At 70.9% G+C, this 20,628-nt stretch carries 19 protein-coding genes and 2 tRNA genes; 6 read left to right on the plus strand and 15 right to left on the minus strand.

Annotated elements, in window-relative coordinates; all coding sequences use genetic code 11:
- The first annotated feature begins 23 nt into the window (after positions 1–23).
- The gene (locus FHX82_RS28885) at positions 24–1,289 is read left to right on the plus strand and encodes an acyltransferase family protein (protein WP_145932540.1); all 1,266 of its coding nucleotides are present in this window, start codon (positions 24–26) and stop codon (positions 1,287–1,289) included.
- On the opposite strand, the gene FHX82_RS28890 is transcribed toward FHX82_RS28885, so the two are convergent.
- From FHX82_RS28890 to FHX82_RS28930, 9 genes are all read right to left on the minus strand, one after another.
- Positions 1,279–2,172 carry an amidohydrolase family protein gene (locus tag FHX82_RS28890; RefSeq protein WP_145932539.1) on the minus strand — a complete coding sequence of 298 codons (894 nt, stop codon included), beginning with the start codon at positions 2,170–2,172 and terminating at the stop codon, positions 1,279–1,281. The genes FHX82_RS28885 and FHX82_RS28890 overlap by 11 nt on opposite strands.
- On the minus strand, positions 2,169–2,645 hold the full coding sequence (gene smpB, locus FHX82_RS28895) for an SsrA-binding protein SmpB (RefSeq protein ID WP_145932538.1): 477 nt from the start codon (positions 2,643–2,645) through the stop codon (positions 2,169–2,171). The genes FHX82_RS28890 and smpB overlap by 4 nt, the downstream gene beginning before the upstream one ends.
- Positions 2,646–2,661: 16 nt before the next feature.
- The gene (ftsX, locus tag FHX82_RS28900) at positions 2,662–3,558 is read right to left on the minus strand and encodes a permease-like cell division protein FtsX (protein ID WP_145932537.1); all 897 of its coding nucleotides are present in this window, start codon (positions 3,556–3,558) and stop codon (positions 2,662–2,664) included.
- 61 nt (positions 3,559–3,619) lie between these two features.
- A complete protein-coding gene (gene ftsE, locus FHX82_RS28905; protein WP_091508834.1) occupies positions 3,620–4,309 on the minus strand; it encodes a cell division ATP-binding protein FtsE in 690 nt (229 codons plus the stop codon).
- Between the two features lie 93 nt (positions 4,310–4,402).
- Positions 4,403–5,506 (minus strand): peptide chain release factor 2, encoded by a 1,104-nt coding sequence (gene prfB / locus FHX82_RS28910; RefSeq protein ID WP_145939268.1) that lies wholly within the window; start codon positions 5,504–5,506, stop codon positions 4,403–4,405.
- Between the two features lie 70 nt (positions 5,507–5,576).
- On the minus strand, positions 5,577–6,077 hold the full coding sequence (locus FHX82_RS28915) for a PadR family transcriptional regulator (protein ID WP_186382264.1): 501 nt from the start codon (positions 6,075–6,077) through the stop codon (positions 5,577–5,579).
- A gap of 152 nt (positions 6,078–6,229) precedes the next feature.
- A tRNA-Met gene (locus tag FHX82_RS28920) sits at positions 6,230–6,306 on the minus strand.
- 230 nt (positions 6,307–6,536) lie between these two features.
- Positions 6,537–6,610: transfer RNA gene (locus FHX82_RS28925), tRNA-Met, on the minus strand.
- Positions 6,611–6,666: 56 nt separating this feature from the next.
- Positions 6,667–9,636 carry a UPF0182 family protein gene (locus tag FHX82_RS28930; RefSeq protein ID WP_183176897.1) on the minus strand — a complete coding sequence of 990 codons (2,970 nt, stop codon included), beginning with the start codon at positions 9,634–9,636 and terminating at the stop codon, positions 6,667–6,669.
- Between the two features lie 166 nt (positions 9,637–9,802).
- On the opposite strand from FHX82_RS28930, the gene FHX82_RS28935 reads away from it, so the two are divergent.
- Complete coding sequence (locus FHX82_RS28935; RefSeq protein WP_145939271.1) at positions 9,803–10,357, plus strand: PPA1309 family protein; 555 nt, start codon at positions 9,803–9,805, stop codon at positions 10,355–10,357.
- 6 nt (positions 10,358–10,363) lie between these two features.
- On the opposite strand, the gene FHX82_RS28940 is transcribed toward FHX82_RS28935, so the two are convergent.
- On the minus strand, positions 10,364–11,371 hold the full coding sequence (locus FHX82_RS28940) for a YlbL family protein (RefSeq protein ID WP_183176903.1): 1,008 nt from the start codon (positions 11,369–11,371) through the stop codon (positions 10,364–10,366).
- 253 nt (positions 11,372–11,624) lie between these two features.
- Between FHX82_RS28940 and FHX82_RS28945 the strand changes: the two genes are divergently transcribed.
- A complete protein-coding gene (locus FHX82_RS28945) occupies positions 11,625–13,034 on the plus strand; it encodes a zinc-dependent metalloprotease (protein ID WP_145939273.1) in 1,410 nt (469 codons plus the stop codon).
- 818 nt (positions 13,035–13,852) lie between these two features.
- Here FHX82_RS28945 and FHX82_RS28950 read toward each other — a convergent pair.
- Complete coding sequence (locus FHX82_RS28950; RefSeq protein ID WP_145939331.1) at positions 13,853–14,425, minus strand: M48 metallopeptidase family protein; 573 nt, start codon at positions 14,423–14,425, stop codon at positions 13,853–13,855.
- A 165-nt stretch (positions 14,426–14,590) separates the two neighbouring features.
- Between FHX82_RS28950 and FHX82_RS28955 the strand changes: the two genes are divergently transcribed.
- The 3 genes from FHX82_RS28955 to FHX82_RS28965 all read left to right on the plus strand — a co-directional run bounded on the left by FHX82_RS28955 (position 14,591) and on the right by FHX82_RS28965 (position 18,081).
- Positions 14,591–15,622, plus strand: coding sequence for a TOMM precursor leader peptide-binding protein (locus FHX82_RS28955; protein ID WP_145939328.1), 1,032 nt, complete (start codon positions 14,591–14,593; stop codon positions 15,620–15,622).
- Positions 15,623–15,670: 48 nt separating this feature from the next.
- A complete protein-coding gene (locus tag FHX82_RS28960; protein ID WP_145939327.1) occupies positions 15,671–17,014 on the plus strand; it encodes an ABC1 kinase family protein in 1,344 nt (447 codons plus the stop codon).
- A 125-nt stretch (positions 17,015–17,139) separates the two neighbouring features.
- Positions 17,140–18,081 carry a hypothetical protein gene (locus FHX82_RS28965; protein WP_229881390.1) on the plus strand — a complete coding sequence of 314 codons (942 nt, stop codon included), beginning with the start codon at positions 17,140–17,142 and terminating at the stop codon, positions 18,079–18,081.
- A 37-nt stretch (positions 18,082–18,118) separates the two neighbouring features.
- Here FHX82_RS28965 and FHX82_RS28970 read toward each other — a convergent pair whose 3' ends face one another.
- Genes FHX82_RS28970 through FHX82_RS28985 form a run of 4 tightly spaced genes read right to left on the minus strand, consistent with a single transcriptional unit; the run spans position 18,119 to position 20,615 of the window.
- The gene (locus tag FHX82_RS28970) at positions 18,119–18,313 is read right to left on the minus strand and encodes a hypothetical protein (RefSeq protein ID WP_145939326.1); all 195 of its coding nucleotides are present in this window, start codon (positions 18,311–18,313) and stop codon (positions 18,119–18,121) included.
- Entirely contained in the window at positions 18,310–19,965 is a 1,656-nt protein-coding gene (locus FHX82_RS37885) for a class I SAM-dependent methyltransferase (RefSeq protein WP_308431617.1), read from the minus strand. Before FHX82_RS37885 ends, FHX82_RS28970 begins: the two co-directional genes overlap by 4 nt.
- Positions 19,966–20,208 carry a hypothetical protein gene (locus tag FHX82_RS28980; protein ID WP_145939183.1) on the minus strand — a complete coding sequence of 81 codons (243 nt, stop codon included), beginning with the start codon at positions 20,206–20,208 and terminating at the stop codon, positions 19,966–19,968.
- Positions 20,205–20,615, minus strand: coding sequence for a WhiB family transcriptional regulator (locus tag FHX82_RS28985; RefSeq protein ID WP_145939182.1), 411 nt, complete (start codon positions 20,613–20,615; stop codon positions 20,205–20,207). The genes FHX82_RS28980 and FHX82_RS28985 overlap by 4 nt, the downstream gene beginning before the upstream one ends.
- Positions 20,616–20,628: the final 13 nt, after the last annotated feature.

Here is a 20,628-nt window from a genome sequence, read left to right on the forward strand (position 1 = left end):
TCCGCGCGAGCAGGCTCCAGTGCATGCGAACAACCCCCCAGCGGGACACCTTCCTCGACGTCGTGCGCGCCGGCGCGATCATCGCGGTGATCTCCCAGCACTGGCTCATGCCCGTGCTCAGCTACTCCGGCGGGCACCTGGCGACCGGCAACGCACTGGCCACTCCCGGCTGGGCGCCGATCACCTGGCTGTCGAACGTGATGCCGCTCGTGTTCTTCACCGGCGGCGCGGCGAACCTGCTCTCCTTCGACCGGACGACCTCCGCGCGGACGTGGCTCGCCGGGCGCCTCGGCCGCCTGCTGCTGCCGGTGCTGCCGCTGGCCGCGATCTGGCTGGCCGCCCCGGCACTGCTGCGGGACTTCGGCGCGCCGGAACAGCCGGTCGAGGTCGCGGGTGCCATCGCCGGGCAGCTGCTGTGGTTCCTCGGCGTGTACCTGCTGACCGTGCTCGCCACCCCGCTCATGGCCGCTGCCCACCGGCGCTGGGGCCTGGCGGTGCCCGCGGTGCTCGGGCTGGCCGCGGTCGGGGTCGACGTCGTGCGGTTCACCGGCTTCGGGCTGGCCGGTTACGTCAACGCGGTCTTCGTGTGGCTGGCCGTGCACCAGCTCGGGTTCGCCTACGCCGACGGACGGCTGGGTGCGTTGTCCCGGCGGCGGGCCCTGGGCCTCGCGGGAGCCGGGTTCGGGGTCACCGCGCTGGCGGTCGCGTTCGGCCCGTACCCGGTGAGCATGATCGGGATGCCCGGCGCGCCGGTGTCCAACATGAGCCCGCCGTCGGCCGTCCTGCTGAGCCTCGCCGTGGGGCAGATCGGGCTCGCCCTCGCACTGCGCCCGCAGCTGCGCGCGCTCGCCGCCCGTCCGGCGGCCGCCGTCGCCCTGCGTGAGATCGGCCCGCGGTTCATGAGCATCTACCTGTGGCACATGCCGGCGCTGGTGATCGTCACGGGGGTGAGCGTGCTCGGCTTCGGCTACGCCACGCCCGAACCGGGCACGCTGCGCTGGCTGGCCGCCGCGCCGCTGTGGTTCGCCGCCGCCGCGGCCCTGCTCGTCCTGCTGTTGCGGGTGTTCGGCCGGTTCGAGACGCAGAGCAGGCCCGCGGGTCCGCCCGCGCCGACGGCACAGCTCGTCGTGGCCGCCCTGCTGGGCTCGACGGGTCTGCTGGGGCTCGCGGCCCACGGGTTCACCACTCCACCGGGTGGCGGCGTGCTGCAGAGCGCGGTCCCGTGGGCCGTCCTGGTCGGCGTGGGCGCCCTGCTGGCGACGCGGACCCGCGCGGCCGTCAGAGCCTGAGCAGCCGGGCGGGGGTGTCGTGCAGGACGGCACGCAGGAAGTCCTCGCCGAGGCGATCGTCGGCCGCCCAGCCGGCGATCGCCCGCAGCTGTGTGGCGTAGGAGTACGGGATGTTCGGGAAGTCGGTGCCCAGTGCCACGCGGTCGGCGATGCCGGCGAGCCGGTCGGTCCAGTTCGCGGGCAGGGCCATCAGCTTCTCGGTGAACGGCACGCCGACCATCGTGGTGTCGATGTGGACCCGCGGATAGCGCTCGACCAGCTCCAGCGCCACCTCGTAGTCGGGCATCCCGGCGTGTGCGAGCACGGCGACCAGCCGCGGGTGCCGCGCCAGCACCTCACCGAAGACGTCGAGCCCGGTGAACGGCCCCCGCTCCGGCCCGTGCCCGGCGTGCACGACGACAGGCACCCCCGCGTCGGCGATCGCACCCCACACCGGGTCCAGCAGCTCGTCCCTCGGGTCGTACGCGCCGACCTGGACGTGCGACTTGAAGGAGCGGACGTCCGCCCGCAGCAGATCGTCCACATAGGATGCGGCCGACGGCTCGGGGTAGAACGTCCCCGTGCGCACGGCGGCCGGGACCCGCTGCGCGAACTCACCGAGCCAGCCGTTGAGCCACTCCGCCATGCCCGGCTTGTGCGGGTACGCCAGCGGCGCGTAGCGCTGCACGCCGAACGACTCCAGCAACGCGATCCGGTCGTCCTCCTGCTGCCGGTACCAGACCGGCCAGGACACCCCGATCCGCTCCTCGACCTGGTCGAAGTAGGCCCAGACCTTGGTCAGCATCCGCTCGGGCAGGAAGTGCAGGTGCAGGTCGACCAGGCCGTCGAGGCCCAGCGACCGCACCCACTCCGCGATGTCCTCGTCGCGCTGCGGCCCGGTCAACGGCGGCCCTTGAGCGCCCGTCCCATCGCCCGGCCGATCTCGCGCTGGGCGTCCCGCTTCGCGAGCGCCTGGCGCTTGTCGTAGGCCCGCTTGCCCTTCGCGAGCGCGAGCTCGACCTTGACCTTGCCGTCCTTGAAGTACATCGACAGCGGGACCAGGCTCAGCCCGCTCTCCTTGGTCTTGCCGATGAGCTTCTCGATCTCGCCGCGGTGCAGCAGCAGCTTCCGGTGCCTGCGCGCCTCGTGGTTGGTCCACGTGCCGTGCTCGTACTCCGGGATGTGCAGGTTGCGCAGCCAGACCTCGCCGTCGTCGACCGTGGCGAACGAGTCCACCAGAGACGCGCGGCCCGCCCGCAGGCTCTTCACCTCGGTGCCCATCAGCGCGATCCCGGCCTCGTAGGTGTCCAGCACCTCGTAGTCGTGCCGAGCCTTGCGGTTCGACACGATCACCTTCTGACCACGTTCTTTGGGCATGACGACCAGTCTAATGTCAGTGTCGAACGTAAAGCCGCAACGTCACATACCCCGTGGTGGCGGAGATGATGATCGACGCCAGCAGCAGCCACGGCGCGGTGACGATGATGTCGAGCACCTCGATCTTCGGGATGATGCCCGAGGTGACGCCGAGGATCTTGTCGAGGAACGCGAACTTCAGCGCGATCAGCCCGGCGATGGCGAGCACCCAGCCGACGATGCCGGTCATCACCGCCTCCAGCAGGAACGGCAGCTGCGTGTACCAGCGGGTGGCGCCGACCAGCCGCATGATGCCGACCTCCGTGCGGCGCGTGAACGCCGAGATCTGCACCGTGTTGGAGATCAGCAGCAGCGCGGCGAGCGCCTGGATCAACGCGATCACGAACGTGCCGTCCCGGACGGCGCCGAGCAGGCCGAAGAACCGGTCGAGGAACTGCTTCTGGTCCTCCACGCGGTCCACGCCGGGGAGCTTGCCGTACTGCTGGACGATGATGTCGCTGCGGCTCGGGTCGTGCAGCTTGATCTGCAGTGACGCGGGCAGCGCCTCGGGGCGCGCGGACTGCACCAGGATCGGGTTGTCCTGGAAGATCTTCTTGAACCGCTCGTAGGCCTGGTCGCGGTTCTCGAACACCACCGACTCGACCGCGGGGTTGTTCTGGACCTGCTGGCGCAGGCTGCGGCACGGGTCCTGCGAGCAGTCCTTGTCGTTCGCGCTGACGTCCTGCGTCAGGTAGATCGACACCTCGACGTCGGCCATGTAGTCGACCTGCATCTTGTCGATCGTCCGCACGATCAGCAGACCGCCGCCGAGCATGCCGAGCGAGACCGCCGTGGTGATGATCATGGCGATGGTCATCGTGACGTTCCGGCGCAGACCGGTGAAGACCTCGCTGAAGACGAAACTTGCGCGCATCGGGGGTGGGTTCCTTGGGTCGGGGGAAGTACCGGGGGCGGGGACTCGGGTAGCGGGGGAACTACCGGCCCACGCCGTAAACGCCGCGGGCGTCGTCGCGGATCACCCGGCCGTACTGCAGCTCGACCACGCGCCGGCGCATCGAGTCCACGATGGAGTGGTCGTGGGTGGCCATGAGCACGGTCGTGCCGGTGCGGTTGATGCGTTCGAGCAGCAGCATGATGTCCTGGCTGGTGTCCGGGTCGAGGTTCCCGGTGGGCTCGTCGGCCAGCAGCACCAGCGGCCGGTTCACGAAGGCCCGCGCGATGGCGACGCGCTGCTGTTCACCACCGGAGAGCTCGTTGGGCATGCGGTCGGCCTTGCCGTCGAGGCCCACCAGCTCTAGCACCTCGGGCACCACCTTGCGGATGGTGTGCTTGGGCTTGCCGATGACCTCGAGCGCGAACGCGACGTTGCCCGCCACGGTCTTGTTGCCGAGCAGCCGGAAGTCCTGGAACACGCAGCCGATGGTCTGCCGCAGCCGGGGGATCCGGCGGCGGGCCATCTTGGCGACGTCGAAGTTGGACACGAACACCCGGCCCTTGGTGGGCACCTCCTCCCGCAGCAGCAGCCGCAGGAAGGTCGACTTCCCGGACCCCGAGGGGCCGATGAGGAAGACGAACTCACCCTTGTCCACGTCGACGGACACGTTCTCGAGTGCGGGACGTGTCGATGTCTTGTACACCTTGGAGACACTGTCGAGCCGGATCACGGTGGGCCATCCTACTGGCAGGCACCGTTAAGCCCGGGTAGGCATCTGTCCCCGGTTCGGAGCAGAGAAGATCACGCGGAGTGATCTCCGGCCTTAAGCGGTGGCGGCCTGCTTGCGCCAGCGGATGCCGGCCTCGAGGAACCCGTCGATCTCGCCGTCGAGGACCGCCGTCGGGTTGCCGACCTCGTACTCGGTGCGCAGGTCCTTGACCATCTGGTACGGGTGCAGCACGTAGGAGCGCATCTGGTTGCCCCAGCTGGAGCCGCCGTCCTTGAGGGCGTCGAGCTCGGCGCGCTCCTCCTCCTTCTTGCGCTGCAGCAGCTTGGCCTGGAGCACCTTCATCGCGGCGGCCTTGTTCTGCAGCTGCGACTTCTCGTTCTGGCACGAGACGACGATGTTGGTGGGCAGGTGCGTGATGCGCACGGCGGAGTCGGTGGTGTTGACGCTCTGGCCGCCGGGGCCGGAGGAGCGGTACACGTCGACGCGGATGTCCTTTTCGGGGATGTCGACGTGGTCGACCTCTTCCACTTCGGGCAGTACCTCGACGTGCGCGAACGACGTCTGGCGGCGGCTCTGGTTGTCGAACGGCGAGATGCGCACGAGCCGGTGGGTGCCCTGTTCCACCGAGAGGGTGCCGTAGACGTACGGCGCGCTCACCTTAAAGGTGGCCGACTTGATGCCGGCCTCTTCGGCGTAGGAGATGTCGTAGACGTCGGTGGGGTAGCCGTGCCGCTCGGCCCAGCGCAGGTACATGCGCATGAGCATCTCGGCCCAGTCGGCGGCGTCGACGCCACCCGCCTCGGACCGGATGGTGACGACGGCGTTGCGGTCGTCGTACTCGCCGGACAGCAGGGTGCGGACCTCGAGCGCGTCGACGTCCTTGGCGAGCTGCGCGAGGTCGGCCTCGGCCTCGCTGCGGCTACCCGCGTCGCCCTCGTCCTCGGCGAGCTCCCAGAGCACTTCGAGGTCGTCGAGGCGCTGGCGCAGCTCGGTGACGCGGCGGAGCTCGGCCTGCTTGTGGGAGAGCTGGCTGGTGACCTTCTGCGCGGCCTCCGGGTCGTCCCACAGGTTGGGCGCCGAGGCCTGCTGCTCCAGGTCGGCGACCTGGGCCCGCAGCGCGTCCAGGTCCATGACGGCCTCGACCTGCGCCAGTTTGCCGGCGAGGTCTTTCAGGTCGGTTTCGAAGTCAGCACTCACAACCCTCAAGGTTACGGCAAGCGCCACGGCCGGTTACGCGGAACCGGCCGTGGCGGGCCGTGCCCGGGGGTCAGGCCTGCGGGATCGCGTCGACCAGCTTGAGCGCGGCCCGCGCGTGCGCCTGGCCGAACTCGGCGACGGCCTTGACGTACGGGTCGTCGGCGGACTTGACCGCGGCCTTGGCGTCGTCGAGCTCCTGGGTGTAGGTCGCCCTGGCCTTGTCGATCAGCGCCGTGCGCTGCTTCGCCGTCAGCGAACCGGCGTGCACGAGCCGCAGGATGAGCGGACTGCGCAGGTGGTCGGGTGCGGCCTCGGAGCCGAGCCACGCCTTGAAGGCCTTCTTGCCCGCGGCGGTGATCGCGTACTGCTGGCTGGAGCGGGGTCCCTGCTTGCCGAGCCGGACGAGCCCTTCTTTGGCGAGCGCGGGCAGCTCCCGGTAGACCTGGCTGCGCGTCACGCTGAAGAAGGCACCGAAGCGCTCCTCGGCGCTCGCGACCAACTGTCCCCCGGTCGCCGGACCGTCCTGGAGCAGACCAAGCAAAGCCGCTGCTGTCGCATTCAGTTCAGACACACGACAACAGTCCCACTTTTCGCCGGATCTGTCCACAGTGGCCTCACGGTCCGTCCACAATGGCCACCGAAATCCGCCATCCGGCCCAACAGCGGATGGTCCACCCGCACGAAACGAGAAAGACCCGGCCCTTCCGGACCGGGTCTCCCTGGTGGTAGCGGGGACAGGATTTGAACCTGCGACCTCTGGGTTATGAGCCCAGCGAGCTACCGAGCTGCTCCACCCCGCGCTGCAAGAACAACTATACACACCCCACTCACCCCCTCACACACACCCCCTCCGTCCACACCAGACCGTCCCACTCAACGCGACCAGCACGCCGCCGGGGGGCAAGGGGGCGGAGCCCCCCAGGGGGTGCAGGGGGCTCGCCCCCTGCCGGGGGTCTGGGGGTTCGACCCCAGGAAATGCGAAGGAGCCCTGCATCCGCGCTTTCTGCGGATACAGGGCTCCCAAGCTCCGTAGCGGGGACAGGATTTGAACCTGCGACCTCTGGGTTATGAGCCCAGCGAGCTACCGAGCTGCTCCACCCCGCGTTGTGGTGACCAGCTTACGCCCCGGTTGCGCCCGGGTGCACGCGGGGTGCCGAACGTCAGCGGCCGGGCACCGACGACGTGGTGGGCGGGGCGCTCGCCTGTGCCGCGTCGTACTCCTTCGCGGCGGCGTCGAGCGCGGCCAGCGCCTCGCCCTGAGCAGCGAAGTTGCCGCTCTGCTGCGCCGCGCGCAGCTGGCTGATGGCGGCCTGGATGTCGGCCACGGCCTTGTCGAGCGCCGGGTTGTCGCCGGTGCCGCCCGCCGGCGCCGACGGGGTGGTCGGCGTGGTCGGCGCGGTGCTCGACGGCGTGCTCGGCGGGCTGGTCGTCGGCTGGGTCGGTGAGGTCGCCGCCTGGTTGGCGCCGTCCCCGAACACCTGTTTCAGCGCGTCGCCGAGGGTGGAGGCGAAGCCGATCTTGGAGCCGTAGGACACCAGTACCCGCGCCAGCTGCGGGTAGCTGTTCTGGTTGCGTTGCTGGATGTAGACGGGTTCGACGTAGAGGAACCCGCCCTCCAGTGGCAGCGTGATCAGGTTGCCGAAGATGACGGTGACGCTCTGGTTGCTGAACAGGGTCCGTTCCTGGGCGAATCGCGAGTCGCTCTGGAACTTGTTCTGCACCTGTACCGGACCGTCGACCTGGCTGTTGCCCGCCGCGGTCGTGGGTAGTCGCAGCACCCGGATGGTGCCGTAGTCCTTCGGGTCGGACGAGACGGACATCCAGGCGGCCAGGTACTGCCGCTGCAGCGCGGTGAGCGAGCTGGTCAGCTGGAACGTCGGGTTGGCCTCCCCCGGCGCCTCCGCGAGCACGTAGTAGCCGGGCTGGTTGGCCAGGCCCGCCGCGTCGAGGTTGGTGCCGCCCTCCTGGGTCGGGTCCTGGGGGACGTTCCAGAAGGTGTTGGTGGTGTAGAACTCCTGCGGGTCGCTCACGTGGTAGCGGGCGAGCAGCTCGCGCTGGACCTTGAACAGGTCCTCCGGGTAGCGGAAGTGCGCGCGCAGGTCGGGCGAGATCTGGGAGCTGGGCTGCACGGTGCCGGGGAAAACGCTTTCCCAGGCCTTCAGCACCGGGTCCTTGTCGTCGACCGAGTACAGCGTGACGGTGCCGTCGAACGCGTCGACGGTGGCCTTCACGGAGTTGCGGATGTAGTTGATGCTGCTGTTGGCCTGCCGCGCGACGCCGGTGAGCGAGTCCTCCGTGGCCTCGCCGAGCTGCGTCTGCTGCGCGTACGGGTAGTTGTTCAGCGTGGTGTAGCCGTCGACGATCCACTCGATCTTGCCGTCCACGACCGCCGGGTACGGGTCGCCGTCGACGGTGAGCCACGGCGCGACCTTCTGCACGCGGTCGCGCGGGTCGCGGTTGTACATGATCTTCGAGCCGTTGCTGATGGCGTCGGAGAACAGGATGTTCCGCTCGCCGTACTTGGCGGCGAAGGCCAGCCGGTTGAACCAGTTGTCGATGGGCACACCGCCGGCGCCGTCGTAGTGGTAGTTGCTGCTGGTGGCGCTGTCGTACTCCGCGGCCTGGCCGCCGACGATCGCGTAGTCGTTGGTGAGCTCGCCGTAGTAGACGCGGGGCTGGGACACGAAGATGCCGGGTGCGTTCGGGTTCGCCGGGTCCAGACCCTTGCCGGTCGGGTTCTGGGTGTCGCTGATCGCCGCGATCGGGTAGCCGCCGTCGCTGTTCGCGTTGCTGACCGCGCGGTCGATGGTGTTCGCCGGCGCGGCGACGAACCCGTTGCCGTGGGTGTAGAAGGTGTGCTTGTTGATCCAGTTGGTCTGGTTGCCGGTCAGGTTCGCGGTGTTGATCTCGCGGGCGGCGACGATGTAGTCCTGCGTCTTGCCGTTCACGTCGTACCGGTCGATGTCCAGCTTCTGGGGGAAGCCGTAGAAGTTCTCCCGGCCCACGCGCTGCGTGAACGTCGGCGCCAGCACGTTCGGGTCGAGCAGCCGGATGTTGGGCACCGTCGTGGTGTCGGCGCTGATCTGCGCCGCGCTGGCCTGCCCGGTGCCGCTGTAGTCCTCGTACTGCACGTTGTTGAGGCCGAACGCGTCCTTCGTGGCCGCCATGTTGCGGCTGATGGAAAGCGCTTCCTTCTGGTTGGCGTTGGGCTTGACCGAGAACTGCTCCAGTACCGCGGGCCACGCCGCGCCGACCAGCACACCGGACAGGATCAGCAGCACGAGCGCGATCGCCGGCAGCTGGATGTTGCGCAGGAACGCGCCCGCGAAGAACGCGACGGCGCAGATCGCCGAGATGCACAGCAGGATCAGCTTGGCGGGCAGCACCGCGTTCAGGTCCGTGTACGTGGCGCCGTCGAACAGCGGGTTGCGGTCGGAGAACAGCAGGTTGTAGCGGTCGAAGAAGTACTCGATGGCCTTGAGCAGCACGAAGATGCCCGCCGTGACCGCCAGCTGCACCCGGGCGGGCCCGGCGAGCTGACCGCCGCGCCCGGCGAGCCGGATGCCGCCGAACAGGTAGTGCGAGATCAGCGCGGCGATGAACGAGATCGTGGTGGCGACGAACAGCCAGCCGAGCAGCCACTGGTAGAAGGGCAGGCTGAACGCGTAGAAGCCGATGTCCTTGCCGAACTCCGGGTCGGTCTGCCCGAAGCTGGTGCCGTGCAGGAACAGCTGCACGCGCTGCCAGTCGCCCTCGCCCGAGGCACCCGCGATGAGGCCGGTGATCACCGGGAGGCCGATGCCGAACAGCCGGATGCGGCCGACGATCGCCGAGCGGTAGCGCGAGAGCGGGTCGTCGGTGCCGGACACGGGCACGAACACCGGGCGGCTGCGGTAGGCGACCCACAGCGTCAGCGCGAGCGTGCCCCCGACCAGGATGCCGATCGCGAAGAACAGCACGATGCGGGTCAGCACCACCGTGCTGAAGACCTCGCGGGCGTGGACCTCGCCGAACCACAGCCAGTTGACGTACGTGTCCAGCAGTCTCGCGCCGAGGAGCAGCGCCAGGATGATCACGGCGGCGAGGATGAGCAGGATCCGGCTGCGGCGGGACAGCTTCGGCAAGCTCACAGGGGGCCGGTTGGCCACTGCACACGCTCCTGTTGTCGCGAGGTCGGTCCGGGAGCGCACGGCGCCCCTGGTCACCTAACTCTACGGAGGGCGTGCTCGGTTCCCCACGCGCCCCGAATCGGACACCGATCGACCGGTCCGGGCTGTTCTTTGACACGATGACCGGATGGTGACACCTGAGAACGGGACCGCCGGGGTGGCGGCGGTGGCCCGTGAGGTCGAGGAGTTCGTGGCGGCCGCGGGCTGGGACCAGCCGGCGCAGCTGTTCGCGCTGGTGCCCACCGAGGAACTGCTGCGGCAGGAGCCGGACCTGGCTGGCCAGCTGGACGCGGCGAGCCCGCTGACGCCGGTCGCGCAGGACGAGCTGCCCGACGGGGACCTGGCCGAGGCGCTGGGCCGGATCGCGTGGCCCGAGGCCGTGGTGGGCTGCGCCGTCGCGCAGGAGATCATCGTGTTGCCGCCGAGCGCGGAGGCCGAGCTGCCGGGCGGCGAGACGACGGACGTCGAGCGGCTGCGCCAGGCCGCGGCCGACCACCCGGACCGCACCGAGGCGCGGCTGGTGGCGGCGGTGCTCCGCGACGGGCCCGCGGCGTGCGTGATGCGCCTGCGCGGTTACGCGGTCTCGCCGGACGACTCGGGCGAAGCGGTCGACGAGGTCATCGAGCACCCCGACCTGGCGCCGAACCTCCTGGAAGCCCTACGGGCGACGCTGGTGCCGTAGCGCCGGTCAGCAGGACGGCGCCGGGCGGCCGGCCTTGAGGTCGTCGAGCGCGGTGAGGGCCGAGTCGAGGGTGGTGACCTTCACGAGCTTGAGCCCGTCGGGCACGGCGGCGGCGGCCTCGGCGCAGTTCTGCGCCGGCGTGAGGAACACGGTCGCCCCGGCCTCGCGGGCTCCGACGACCTTGAAGGAGATGCCGCCGATCGCGCCGACGTTGCCCTTCTCGTCGATCTCCCCGGTGCCCGCGACGTGCTCGCCGGGGACCAGTTCGCCGGGGGTGAGCCGGTCGACGATGGCGAGCGCGAACATCAGCCCTGCCGACGGGCCGCCGACGTCCTGCAGTGACACCTTCACGTCGAACGGCACGTCCGCCCGGTCGACCGGCTGCAGTCCCATGAAGCCCTGCGGCGTGTTCGGGTCGGGGTTCGGGGCGAGCGCGAGGGTGCTCGTGCGGGGCGCGTCGGTGCCGTGCTGGAAGGTGATCGAGACCGTCTGCCCGGGCTTGGTGCCGACGAGCGCGGCGCGCACATCGTCCTCCTGGGTGACCTGCTTGCCGTTGACCGTCAGCAGCCGGTCGCCCGCGGCGAGCACCTTGTCGGCGGGGCTGCCCGCGACGACGTCCTGGGCGAGCACCTTGATCGGGTAGCCGAGGTGGCGCAGGGCCGCGACCTCGGCGTTGCTCTGGGAGTCCTGGAACTCCTTGACGTTCTCCTGCTGGACCTGCTCGTCGCTCTCCCCCGGCTTGAAGTACTCCTCCCGGGGCGCGAGCGCGTAGCGGCCGCTGGCCCAGAGGCCGAGCGCGCCGAACAGGGTGATCTGGTCGTTGAGCGAGACCGTGGTCATGCGCAGCTCGCCGCCCGTGGGGTAGGTCTGCTGGCCACTGATCTGGATGACGGGGGCGCCGTTGACGTCACCGAGGGTGTCGTAGGTGGGGCCGGGGCCGATCGCGACGTAGGGCACGCGGACGAACGCGCCGGTGAGCCCGAAGGCGACGACGAGGAGCGCGCTCAGCAGCACTGTCCAGCCGCGGCGGGTGAGGCGTTTGTTCCCGGTGGTGGCGGGTGTCCGCCGCGTCCGCTTCGCGCTGTCGTCCTCGGCTGTGGCCGGGCCGGCCGCGCTCGCCGGGGTCGCACCTCGACCTGTGGTTTCCTCGCGGGACTCGCTCACGCGGGACAGCGTACGGTGACGGGCACCGGCCGCGGATCACCAGCCCTCGCCGGGCGTGTGCGGTAGTGGCGTGCACCGGGGGTCGGCCGCGTACGGTGGTGTTATGAGCAACCTCCCCTTCGGCTTCGGACTCCCCGATCCGGACAAGCGTGGTGAAAACGAGCCCGGGGGTGGCGGCCAGTCCGGGGCCGACGCCTTCAACCAGCTGGGACAGATGCTCAGCCAGCTGGGTCAGATGCTCAGCCAGGCCGGCAACTCCAGCGGGCCGGTGAACTACGACCTGGCGAAGCAGATCGCGCTGCAGAAGCTGGGCTCGTCCGGCGGTGGCCAGATCGGTTTCACGTCGGGTGGGGACGCCGACACCGCGGTGCGCGACGCCGCGCACCTGGCGGAGCTGTGGCTCGACGCGGCGACCATCCTGCCCGCGGGCGCGAACACCACGGTGGCCTGGGCGCCGCGGGACTGGGTGCAGAAGACGTTGCCCACGTGGCAGCGGTTGTGCGACCCGGTGGCGCAGCAGGTGTCCGGCGCATGGGTGGAGGCGCTGCCCGCGGAGGCGAAGCAGGCGGCGGGGCCGCTGCTGTCGATGGTCGGGCAGATGGGTGGCATGGCGTTCGGCTCGCAGCTGGGCAACGCGCTCGCGCAGCTGGCGTCGGAGGTGCTGACGTCCACCGAGGTGGGGCTGCCGCTCGGCCCGGACGCGACGTCGGCGTTGCTGCCCGCGAACATCGAGAAGTTCACCGAGGGCCTGGAGCTGCCCAACAGCGAAGTGCTGGTGTTCCTCGCCGCGCGGGAGGCCGCGCACCAGCGGCTGTTCACGCACGTGCCGTGGCTGCGGCAGCGGTTGCTGGCGACGGTCGAGGAGTTCGCGCACGGCATCAAGGTGGACACCTCGGCGCTGGAGCAGCTGGCGGGCCAGGTGGACCCGAGCAACCCGGCCAGCATCGAAGAGGCGATGTCCTCGGGTCTGCTGGAGCCGAAGACGACGCCCGAGCAGCAGGCGGCGCTGAGCAGGTTGGAGACGCTGCTCGCGCTGGTCGAGGGCTGGGTGGACGTGGTGGTCGCCGAGGCGGTCGGTGACAGGCTGCCGGGCGCGGGCGCACTGCGCGAGACGCTGCGCCGCAGGCGCGCGACGGGCGGCCCGGCGGAGCAGACCTTCGCGACGCTCGTCGGGCTGGAGCTGAGGCCCCGCCGGATGCGCGCGGCGTCCTCGCTGTGGAAGCTCGTGGGCGACCAGCACGGCACCGAAAAGCGCGACGGCCTCTGGTCGCACCCGGACCTCATGCCGACGGCCGAGGACTTGGACGACCCGCTGGAGTTCAGCGAGCGCCTGGGCGGCCGCTCCGAGATCGACGACTTGGACCCGATCGCCGAGCTGGAGCGCACGGAGCAGGACGAGAAGTCCGCTGAGGCCGCAGGCTCGGCTTCGGGGTCGGACACGGCTTCCGACACCGGCTCGGCTCCCGACTCGGAGCAGGACTCCGACCAGGACGAGGACGGCAAGTCCCACTGACCTGAGCCTCCCTCACGTGGCCGACCCGCCACGTGAGGGAGCCATCCAGGTCCCAGCGGCCAACCACCCCAGCGGCCAACCACCCCGGCGGCCGGCACCCGCCGCCAGACCGGCGACCGACACCAGACGGGTACTCAGCTCACGGCTGCCTAGCGCGACCAAGCGTCTCCCCCTGCCGCAGCTGCTCAGCCCGCACGCATCACTCCATCGCACAACCCGCCCCGGACCCCACTGGCGCTCGATCGACTCCTCGCGCCCGGAGATCCGGCACCTGATCACGCTTCTCGCGGAACCCCGAGCCCACGCGAGGCATCCGGCATACGACCGCCTGATCTCCTGCCAGCGGGACTTCCGGCCCCGCCCCAACCAAAGCCACCCGCGGCGGTCGCGCCAAGGTCACGCCGCAGCCACGTCCGCTCCTCCCGCCTACCCGTCCCAGCCACCGGGCCCTGCTCCTCCCCCGCGCCCCCGGCCACCCGGCCCCGCTCCTCCCACGACGCGTCCGCCGCTACGGCGCGCCCGCCGCTACCGCGCGCCCGCTCCTCCCACACCCCGTCCCGGCCACCAGGACCCGCTCCTCCCCCGCGCCTTCCCAGCCACCAGCACCAGCTGCCCGCCACCCTCACCCGGACAACCAAAGCCGCCCCAAACCTCCGGCCATGAACCACCCTCACCCGGCGCCAGCCAGGCACCCACCCCTCGTCCCGGCCCGAGCCTCCAATCACCGCACCGATCACCCGGCCCCAACCGCCAGCTCCAGCCCCCACCCCCCTGACCGGGCGCGAACCAGAGCCATCCCAGCGCTCACCCCCTACCCATCACTCCTCCCCGTCTGTCTCGCTGATCCCCCAGCCCGCGGCCGCCGACAGCCCCTCCAGGTAGCCCATCGCCCGTTCCGTCTTGGGGTACCGGCGGACCAGCGCCCAGAACTCCGCGTCGTGCCCCGGGACGCGCAGGTGGGCCAGCTCGTGCACGAGCACGTAGTCCAGCACCCACGACGGCACGTCCCGCAGGCGTTCACTCACCCGGATGGTCGCGTCCGCCGGCGTGCACGACGCCCACCGCGTGCGCATCGGCGGCACCCAGCGCACGCTCTTCGGCAGCGCGTCCCGGTCCAGGTACCGCGCCGACAACTGTGCGCACCGCGCCAGCAGCGCCGCGTCGCCCTCGCGCGCCGGCGACGCCCGTCTCGACTCCGCGCGCTGCAGCTTGCGCTCCATCTCCGCGACCCAGTGCCTCTCCTCCGCTCGGCTCATCCTGGCCGGGATGAGCACCACCAACGTGTCCCCGTCGCGGTACGCGGAGACCGTGCTCCGCCGCCGCGCACTCCGCCTGACTTCGACCTTCTGCTGCGGGTTTCTCACCTGCTCGGTGTTGTCCCGTCCCCTCAGCGAGGGCACCCGTGCGTTCGCCACGAGAACCAAGGTAGAGGCACCCACCGACAACTCGGGAGTGTTCGGGCCCAGACAACCGGGGTTGTCCACAATGAATTCTTCCTGTGGATAACTCCTGTGTTCAGCTGGCGATCGCGTAGCCGACCCCTCACTGTGTGTGCCATGACCGACCAAGCGACACGGCTGCCACGCCGTCCCCGCCTGCGGCCTGGCCTGGAGGTATTCGACCGCAGGCCCGGCGAGGTGCAGATCGGGCTGGACCCCCGCCACGCGATGGTGGCGAGCGGCCTGCCGCCCGACCTGGTGCGGATCCTGCACCGCCTCGACGGGCGGCACCGCACCGACGAGCTGTTCGCACTCGCCGACAGCGAACACGGCGACGACCTGCGTCAGCTGCTCACCTCGCTGACCAAGCTCGGGCTCGTCGAGGAGGCGTGGAACCCGGCGGGCCAGCAGCGGACAGCGGGTGAAGTCGGCCTGTGGTCGCTGCGGGGCCGCCAGCCGGGCCACGACGCGTTCACCCGCCGCGCCCACAGCGCGGTCGTCCTGCGCGGCAACGGGCGGCTCACCATCGCGATGGCCACGCTCCTCGCCGCCTCCGGCGTCGGGCACGTCGGGGTCGAGGCCGACGGCGTGGTGACGGAGCAGGACACGGGGAGCGGCTACCTGGAGTCCGACATCGGCAGGCAGCGCCGGGCGGCCGCGGTGGACGCCGTCCGGCGAGCCAACCCGGCGGGCAGGCACGCGCGCCTGCGCCGCGACCGCCAGCCGGAGCTGGTCGTCCTCGCCGACTCGATCGTGCCTGCCCCGGAGGTCATCCAGCTGCTGGTCCACGAGGGTGTTCCGCACCTGCCGGTCCGCGTCCGCGAGGGCCTCGGCATCGTGGGCCCGCTCGTCTACCCGGGCCGCAGCACGTGCATGAGCTGCGCCGACCTGCACCGCAAGTCGATGGACTCCCGGTGGCCGATGGTCGCGGGGCAGCTCGCGGGCCGGAGCCAGAGCGCCGACCTGTGCAGCGTGCAGGCCACCGCGGGCGTCGCCGTGAGCCAGATCCTCCGCGTCCTCGGGCAGGAGGACGGTCCGCCACCCGTCTGGAACGCCACGATCGAGATCGACACGTACGAGGGCACGGTCCAGCACCGCCCGTGGCCGCCGAACCCGGACTGCGCCTGCGGAGCGAGACCGAGCGGGTAGCCCGCCCGACGGCTGCGAGGAGGTTCGATCACGGGGCACAATCGTGCGGTGACGGACTTCGACGACAGCGCCGACCAGGACGGCACCGGCATCCCCCGCCGGACCGCCGCGAGAACAGCGAAACTGGCCAGCCTTCCGCTCGGCATCGCCGGGCGCGCCGTGGGCGGCTGGGGACGCAGGCTGACCGGCCAGAGCGCCGAGGAGGTCAACGCGACGCTGTCCGCCAAGGCCGCCGAGCAGCTGTTCGAGGTGCTGGGCGCGCTCAAGGGCGGCGCGATGAAGTTCGGCCAGGCGCTGAGCGTGTTCGAAGCCGCGGTGCCCGACGAGATGGCGGCGCCCTACCGCGACGCCCTGACCAGGCTGCAGGCCGCCGCGCCCCCGATGTCGAGCAGGCAGACCCACCGGGTGCTGGCGGAGCAGCTGGGCCGTTCGTGGCGCGGCCGGTTCCAGGAGTTCGACGACGAGCCGACGGCCTCGGCGAGCATCGGGCAGGTGCACCGTGCGGTCTGGCACGACGGCCGCGAGGTCGCCGTCAAGGTGCAGTACCCCGGCGCCGACGAGGCGCTGCGCAGCGATCTCCGGCAGCTGCAGCGGTTCAGCAGGCTGTTCCAGGCGTTCGTGCCCGGAACCGACGTCAAGCCCCTGCTGGCGGAGCTCGCGGCGCGGATGGACGAGGAACTGGACTACCGCGGCGAGGCCGACAACCAGCGCGCGTTCGCGAAGGCGTTCGAGGGCGACGACGAGGTCCGCATCCCGCGGGTCGTGGCGAGCGCGCCGAAGACGCTGGTCACAGAGTGGCTCACAGGCACCCCGCTGGCCAAGATCATCGCCGGCGGCGACACCGCGACGCGGAACTCGGTGGGGACCGTGCTTGCCGAGTTCCACTACTCCTCTCCCGCGCGGGCGGGGCTGCTGCACTCCGATCCACACCCCGGCAATTTCCTCCTGCTCGACGACGGGCGGCTCGGGGTGATCGATTTCGGCGCGGTGGCGCGGTTGCCACACGGAATTCCGCGCCAGCTCGGCGAAATGACGCGACTGGCGCTCGAAGGCCGTTCCCAGGAGTTGATGAAGCTGCTGCGGGAAGCGGGCTTCGTGCGGCCGGGCACGGATTTACGGGCCGAGGACGTGCTCGCTTATTTGGCGCCGTTCACCGAGCCATTAGCGAACGAACGATTTCATTTCACCCGCCGGTGGATGCAGCGGCAGGCGCTGCGCCTCGGCGATTCCCGCGGTCAGGACTTCCGCGTCGGCCGCTCGCTGAACCTGCCGCCGGAATACCTCATGATTCACCGCGTCACCGCGGGTTCGACGGGCATCCTTTGTCAACTCGACGCCGAAATACCGGCCCGCGGGATTGTGGAACGGTGGCAACCGGGGTTCGCGGACTGAACCAGTTGTCCACAGGCGCCGCGTTTTCGAACGAAAGCGACCATTCGCTCCGGGGAGTTGTCCACAATTCCCGGATTCGGGTTCCCTGACAGTCGCCGTGCCGTCACGCTGGTGGCATGGCCCGAATGACTTCAGCGGAGCTCTCGGCTCTGGGCGCGGCGGAAACGGACGACGTCACCACGATCGCCCGCCTGCACGCCCAGGGCGTGAGTCCGCACGCCATCGCCTCGCGTTGCCGCGCGGGCGGTCCCTGGCGGCGGCTGCTGCCCGGTGTCGTCCTGCTCGACGAGGGGGAGCCGTCGCGGCGCCAGCAACTGCGCGCCGCCGCGTTCTACGCGGGTGCGGGCGCGCTGGTGAGCGGTATCGACTCGCTGCGCGCGCACGGCATCCGCGTCGCACCGCGGCACCAGGTGCACATGCTCGTGCCGGCCCATCGGCGCATCCACTCCCAGGACTTCGTCCGCCTGGAGCGCACCTCGCGCCTGCCGGAGCCGAACGTGCTGCAGGGGCTGGCCTTCGCTCCGCCGGTCCGCGCCACGCTCGACGTCGCGCGCCGGGAGCGTGACGCGCAGCGCCTTCGCCGCCTGCTGGCCCTGCCGGTCTACTACGGGTTGTGCACGGCGGAGGAGCTGCGGACGGAGCTGGACGCCGGCAACCAGCGCGGGAGCGCGTCGGTGCGGGAGATGCTGCGGAACCTCGGGTCGATGGGTGAGACGTACTTGCAAGGTCTGGCACGCGAGCTGCTCGAAGTGGTGCCGCTGCCGCCCCCGGTGTGGAACGTGACGGTGTGCGACGCGCAGGGCCGCCCCATCGGCGTGGTCGACGCGTGGTGGGACGAGGTGGCGCTGGGCTGGCAGTTCGGTGCGGAGGTCCAGGAAAGCGACCGGCCGAAGCTGAACCACCTGGCGCTCACCGCCGCCGGGGTGGTGCTGGTGCGCACGGCGCCGGACCAGCTGCGCGAACAAGTCCGGCGGATCGCACAGGAACTGACCAGCGCTTTCGCCAACGCGGCGCGAAGACGCCGCCCGAAAGTACGAGCACTGGGTTCCGTCCCGGCGACGGTTTAGGGCGGACGCATGTACCTGTGGTTTCAGACGCCCGGCCTCACGCCGGGCCCGGTCCAGACCAGTACTCGGTCGGCAGCTTGCTCTCGATGTCGCGCACGTGGTCCCGGGCGCAGCGCGGACAGAGCCAGCGCTGCGCGCCATCCTCTCGTTCGGACACCCACGCGAGCAGCACGGCCGGATCCCTTTCCGCCGCCCGCTGCGCGCCGCAGCGGCCGCACGCCTCGGCTGTCACCTGCGTCCCGTGTGGACAGTCCGCGTGCCGAGGACGTAGAGATCGTCACGGTCACCGAGGTAGCCGGCGCCTTCGCTGTCCAGCAGCCGGCGTGCGGCCTCCCGGTCGTCGTCGCTGATGCGCTCCTCGAGCGCCTCGACGAGCCGGGCCACGTGCCTGACCACGAAGCGACGGACGGTTTCCGTGGTGGGCGCAGGGTGTTCCACCAGAGCGCTGAACGACCCGATCTCCCGCAGCCCGGCGCGGCTCAGCGCGGTGGTCCAGCCGTACGGCATGCGGACGCTGCCCTCCATCCCCGCCCGCATCTCGCCGAACCACTGTTCACGAGCGGCCAACAGGCGCCGCTCCAGCCCGGGCGCGCCGACGCCCAGATCCCACGGCAGGGTCTGCAGTTCGAGCCCACCCTCGGCGACGGCCAACACCCCACCAGGCTTCAGCGCGGAAGCGAGGCCGTCGATACCGGCCTGCTGGTCCGGCAGGTGGTGAACCATCGAGGCGGCCCACACCAGATCCGCCTGGGGTACCACCTCCGCCAACGGCTGGGCTGCGACATCAGCAAGCACGGTTTCGATCCGCACCACGGCATTCCCGGGCTCCGACGTGCCACCGCCGCCCTGCGGGCTGCTATCGCAAGAGCCGGAAGGCGCCTCCGTGCCCTGCTGCCCGGAACCCCCACTCGCGGCGGCTCCGTGCCGAGCGCCGGGCAGCGCCTCATCCCCGGCCTGCTGCCGACCCCCGCCTGCTACGTCGGCGGCATCAGTCTCCTGCCGCAAGCTGCCAGCCGCCCCACCACCGCTGACCTCACGCCGAGCACCGCCACTCACCTCAGTGACAGCGCCCTCCTGCCGCAGTCCACCGGCCTCCCGCAAGTCGTCACCAGCCGCACCACCGACGACCTCCCGCCGTCCTCCACCCGCCATCTCAGGGGCAGCAGCCTCCCGCCGCCGCAAGTCGTCGATCGCAGCCTTACTGCCTTCGGCCTCCCGGCGAGCATCATCCGGTACCTCAGTGACAGCAGCTTCCCGCCGCAAGCCGTCAGGCAGCACCTCGCCACCGGCTTCCCGCCGCAAGCCATCGGCCGCTCCACCGCCAACGGCCTCCCGCCCAGCAACGCCACTCACCTCAGTGACAACGCCCTCCCGCCGCGGGTCACCGGCCTCTCGCCCTCGCAAGCTTCCATCCGTCGCACCACCGGCGGCCTCCGGCCAAGCACCGCCCGCCACACCGGCATCCCGCCCCCGCGAGCGGGCAGCCCCCGCACCACCGGCCTCCCCCCGGCCGCCCACCCCAGCCACAGCGGCCGCAGCCGCCTCGGCGGCGACGGTCAGCAGCTCCGGCACAGCGTCCACCAGTACGAGCCTGCCGCCCCCTCGGGAGGCGAGCGCTGCGGCCAGCGCGGCGCTCATGCCGCCCGCTCCCGAGCCGGCGTCGACGATCGTCGCACCGGGTGGGAGTGGCGTGGTCAGGCGGTGGGCGATCTCGGCGAACGCCGCGGCGTGCAACGCGTCGCCGCGACGCAGGTCCGGGATCCTCGCGGCCCAGTCGATGTGGTCATGCGTGTGTGCCGCCATGCGCCCATTCAACACGAACCCACGACGGCGAACGGGGGTGTTCGCCACGAGCATTTCCGTGGCGAACACCCCCGCCGGCACTCAGGAACGGTGGCGGTCGGCGCGCCGGGCCGCCCAGCGGGCCACGCGGTCCCACCGGCGGAATGACCGGTCGCGCCCGCGCGCCTGGTGGGCGCGCATCTCCTGGTGCATCTCCTGTATTCGGACTCTGGCCAGTTCTTCTTGCATCAACATCTCGATGATCTCCTTGGTCTGCACGGGCGTCGAGCTGGGCCGGACGCGCGCCGTGCGCGGCTGTTCGAAGGTGATGGGCTGGGCACTCATGCGGCAGCGCTCCGCTGCTCGCCCGAGTCGCTCCGCTGAAGGGGCTGCTGCTCGGTCGCGGGCTGGTCCACGACCGGGTGCTTCCGCGGACGTCCCCTGGGCCGCTTCCGCGCGACGATCACGCCGCGCTCGAAGATCTCGCCACCCCAGACACCCCACGGCTCCCGCCGGTCGAGCGCACCCGCCAGGCACGACTGCCGGATGGGGCAGTCCGCGCACAGGCGCTTCGCCCGCTCCAGGTCCGCGGGTGACTCCGCGAACCACAGGTCGGCGTCCCCGGACCGGCAGGGCAGGTCCAGACCCGGCGAGACGGCCACGTCGAGCAGGTCACCGACTCCCACTGTGGTGGGTGCGGCGAACTCGGCGGGTAACGCCCCCTCTGACACGAAGGCGATTGCCGATGACATCCCGTTCTCCTTT

Source organism: Amycolatopsis bartoniae (assembly GCF_014191255.1).
GTDB lineage: Bacteria > Actinomycetota > Actinomycetes > Mycobacteriales > Pseudonocardiaceae > Amycolatopsis_E > Amycolatopsis_E bartoniae.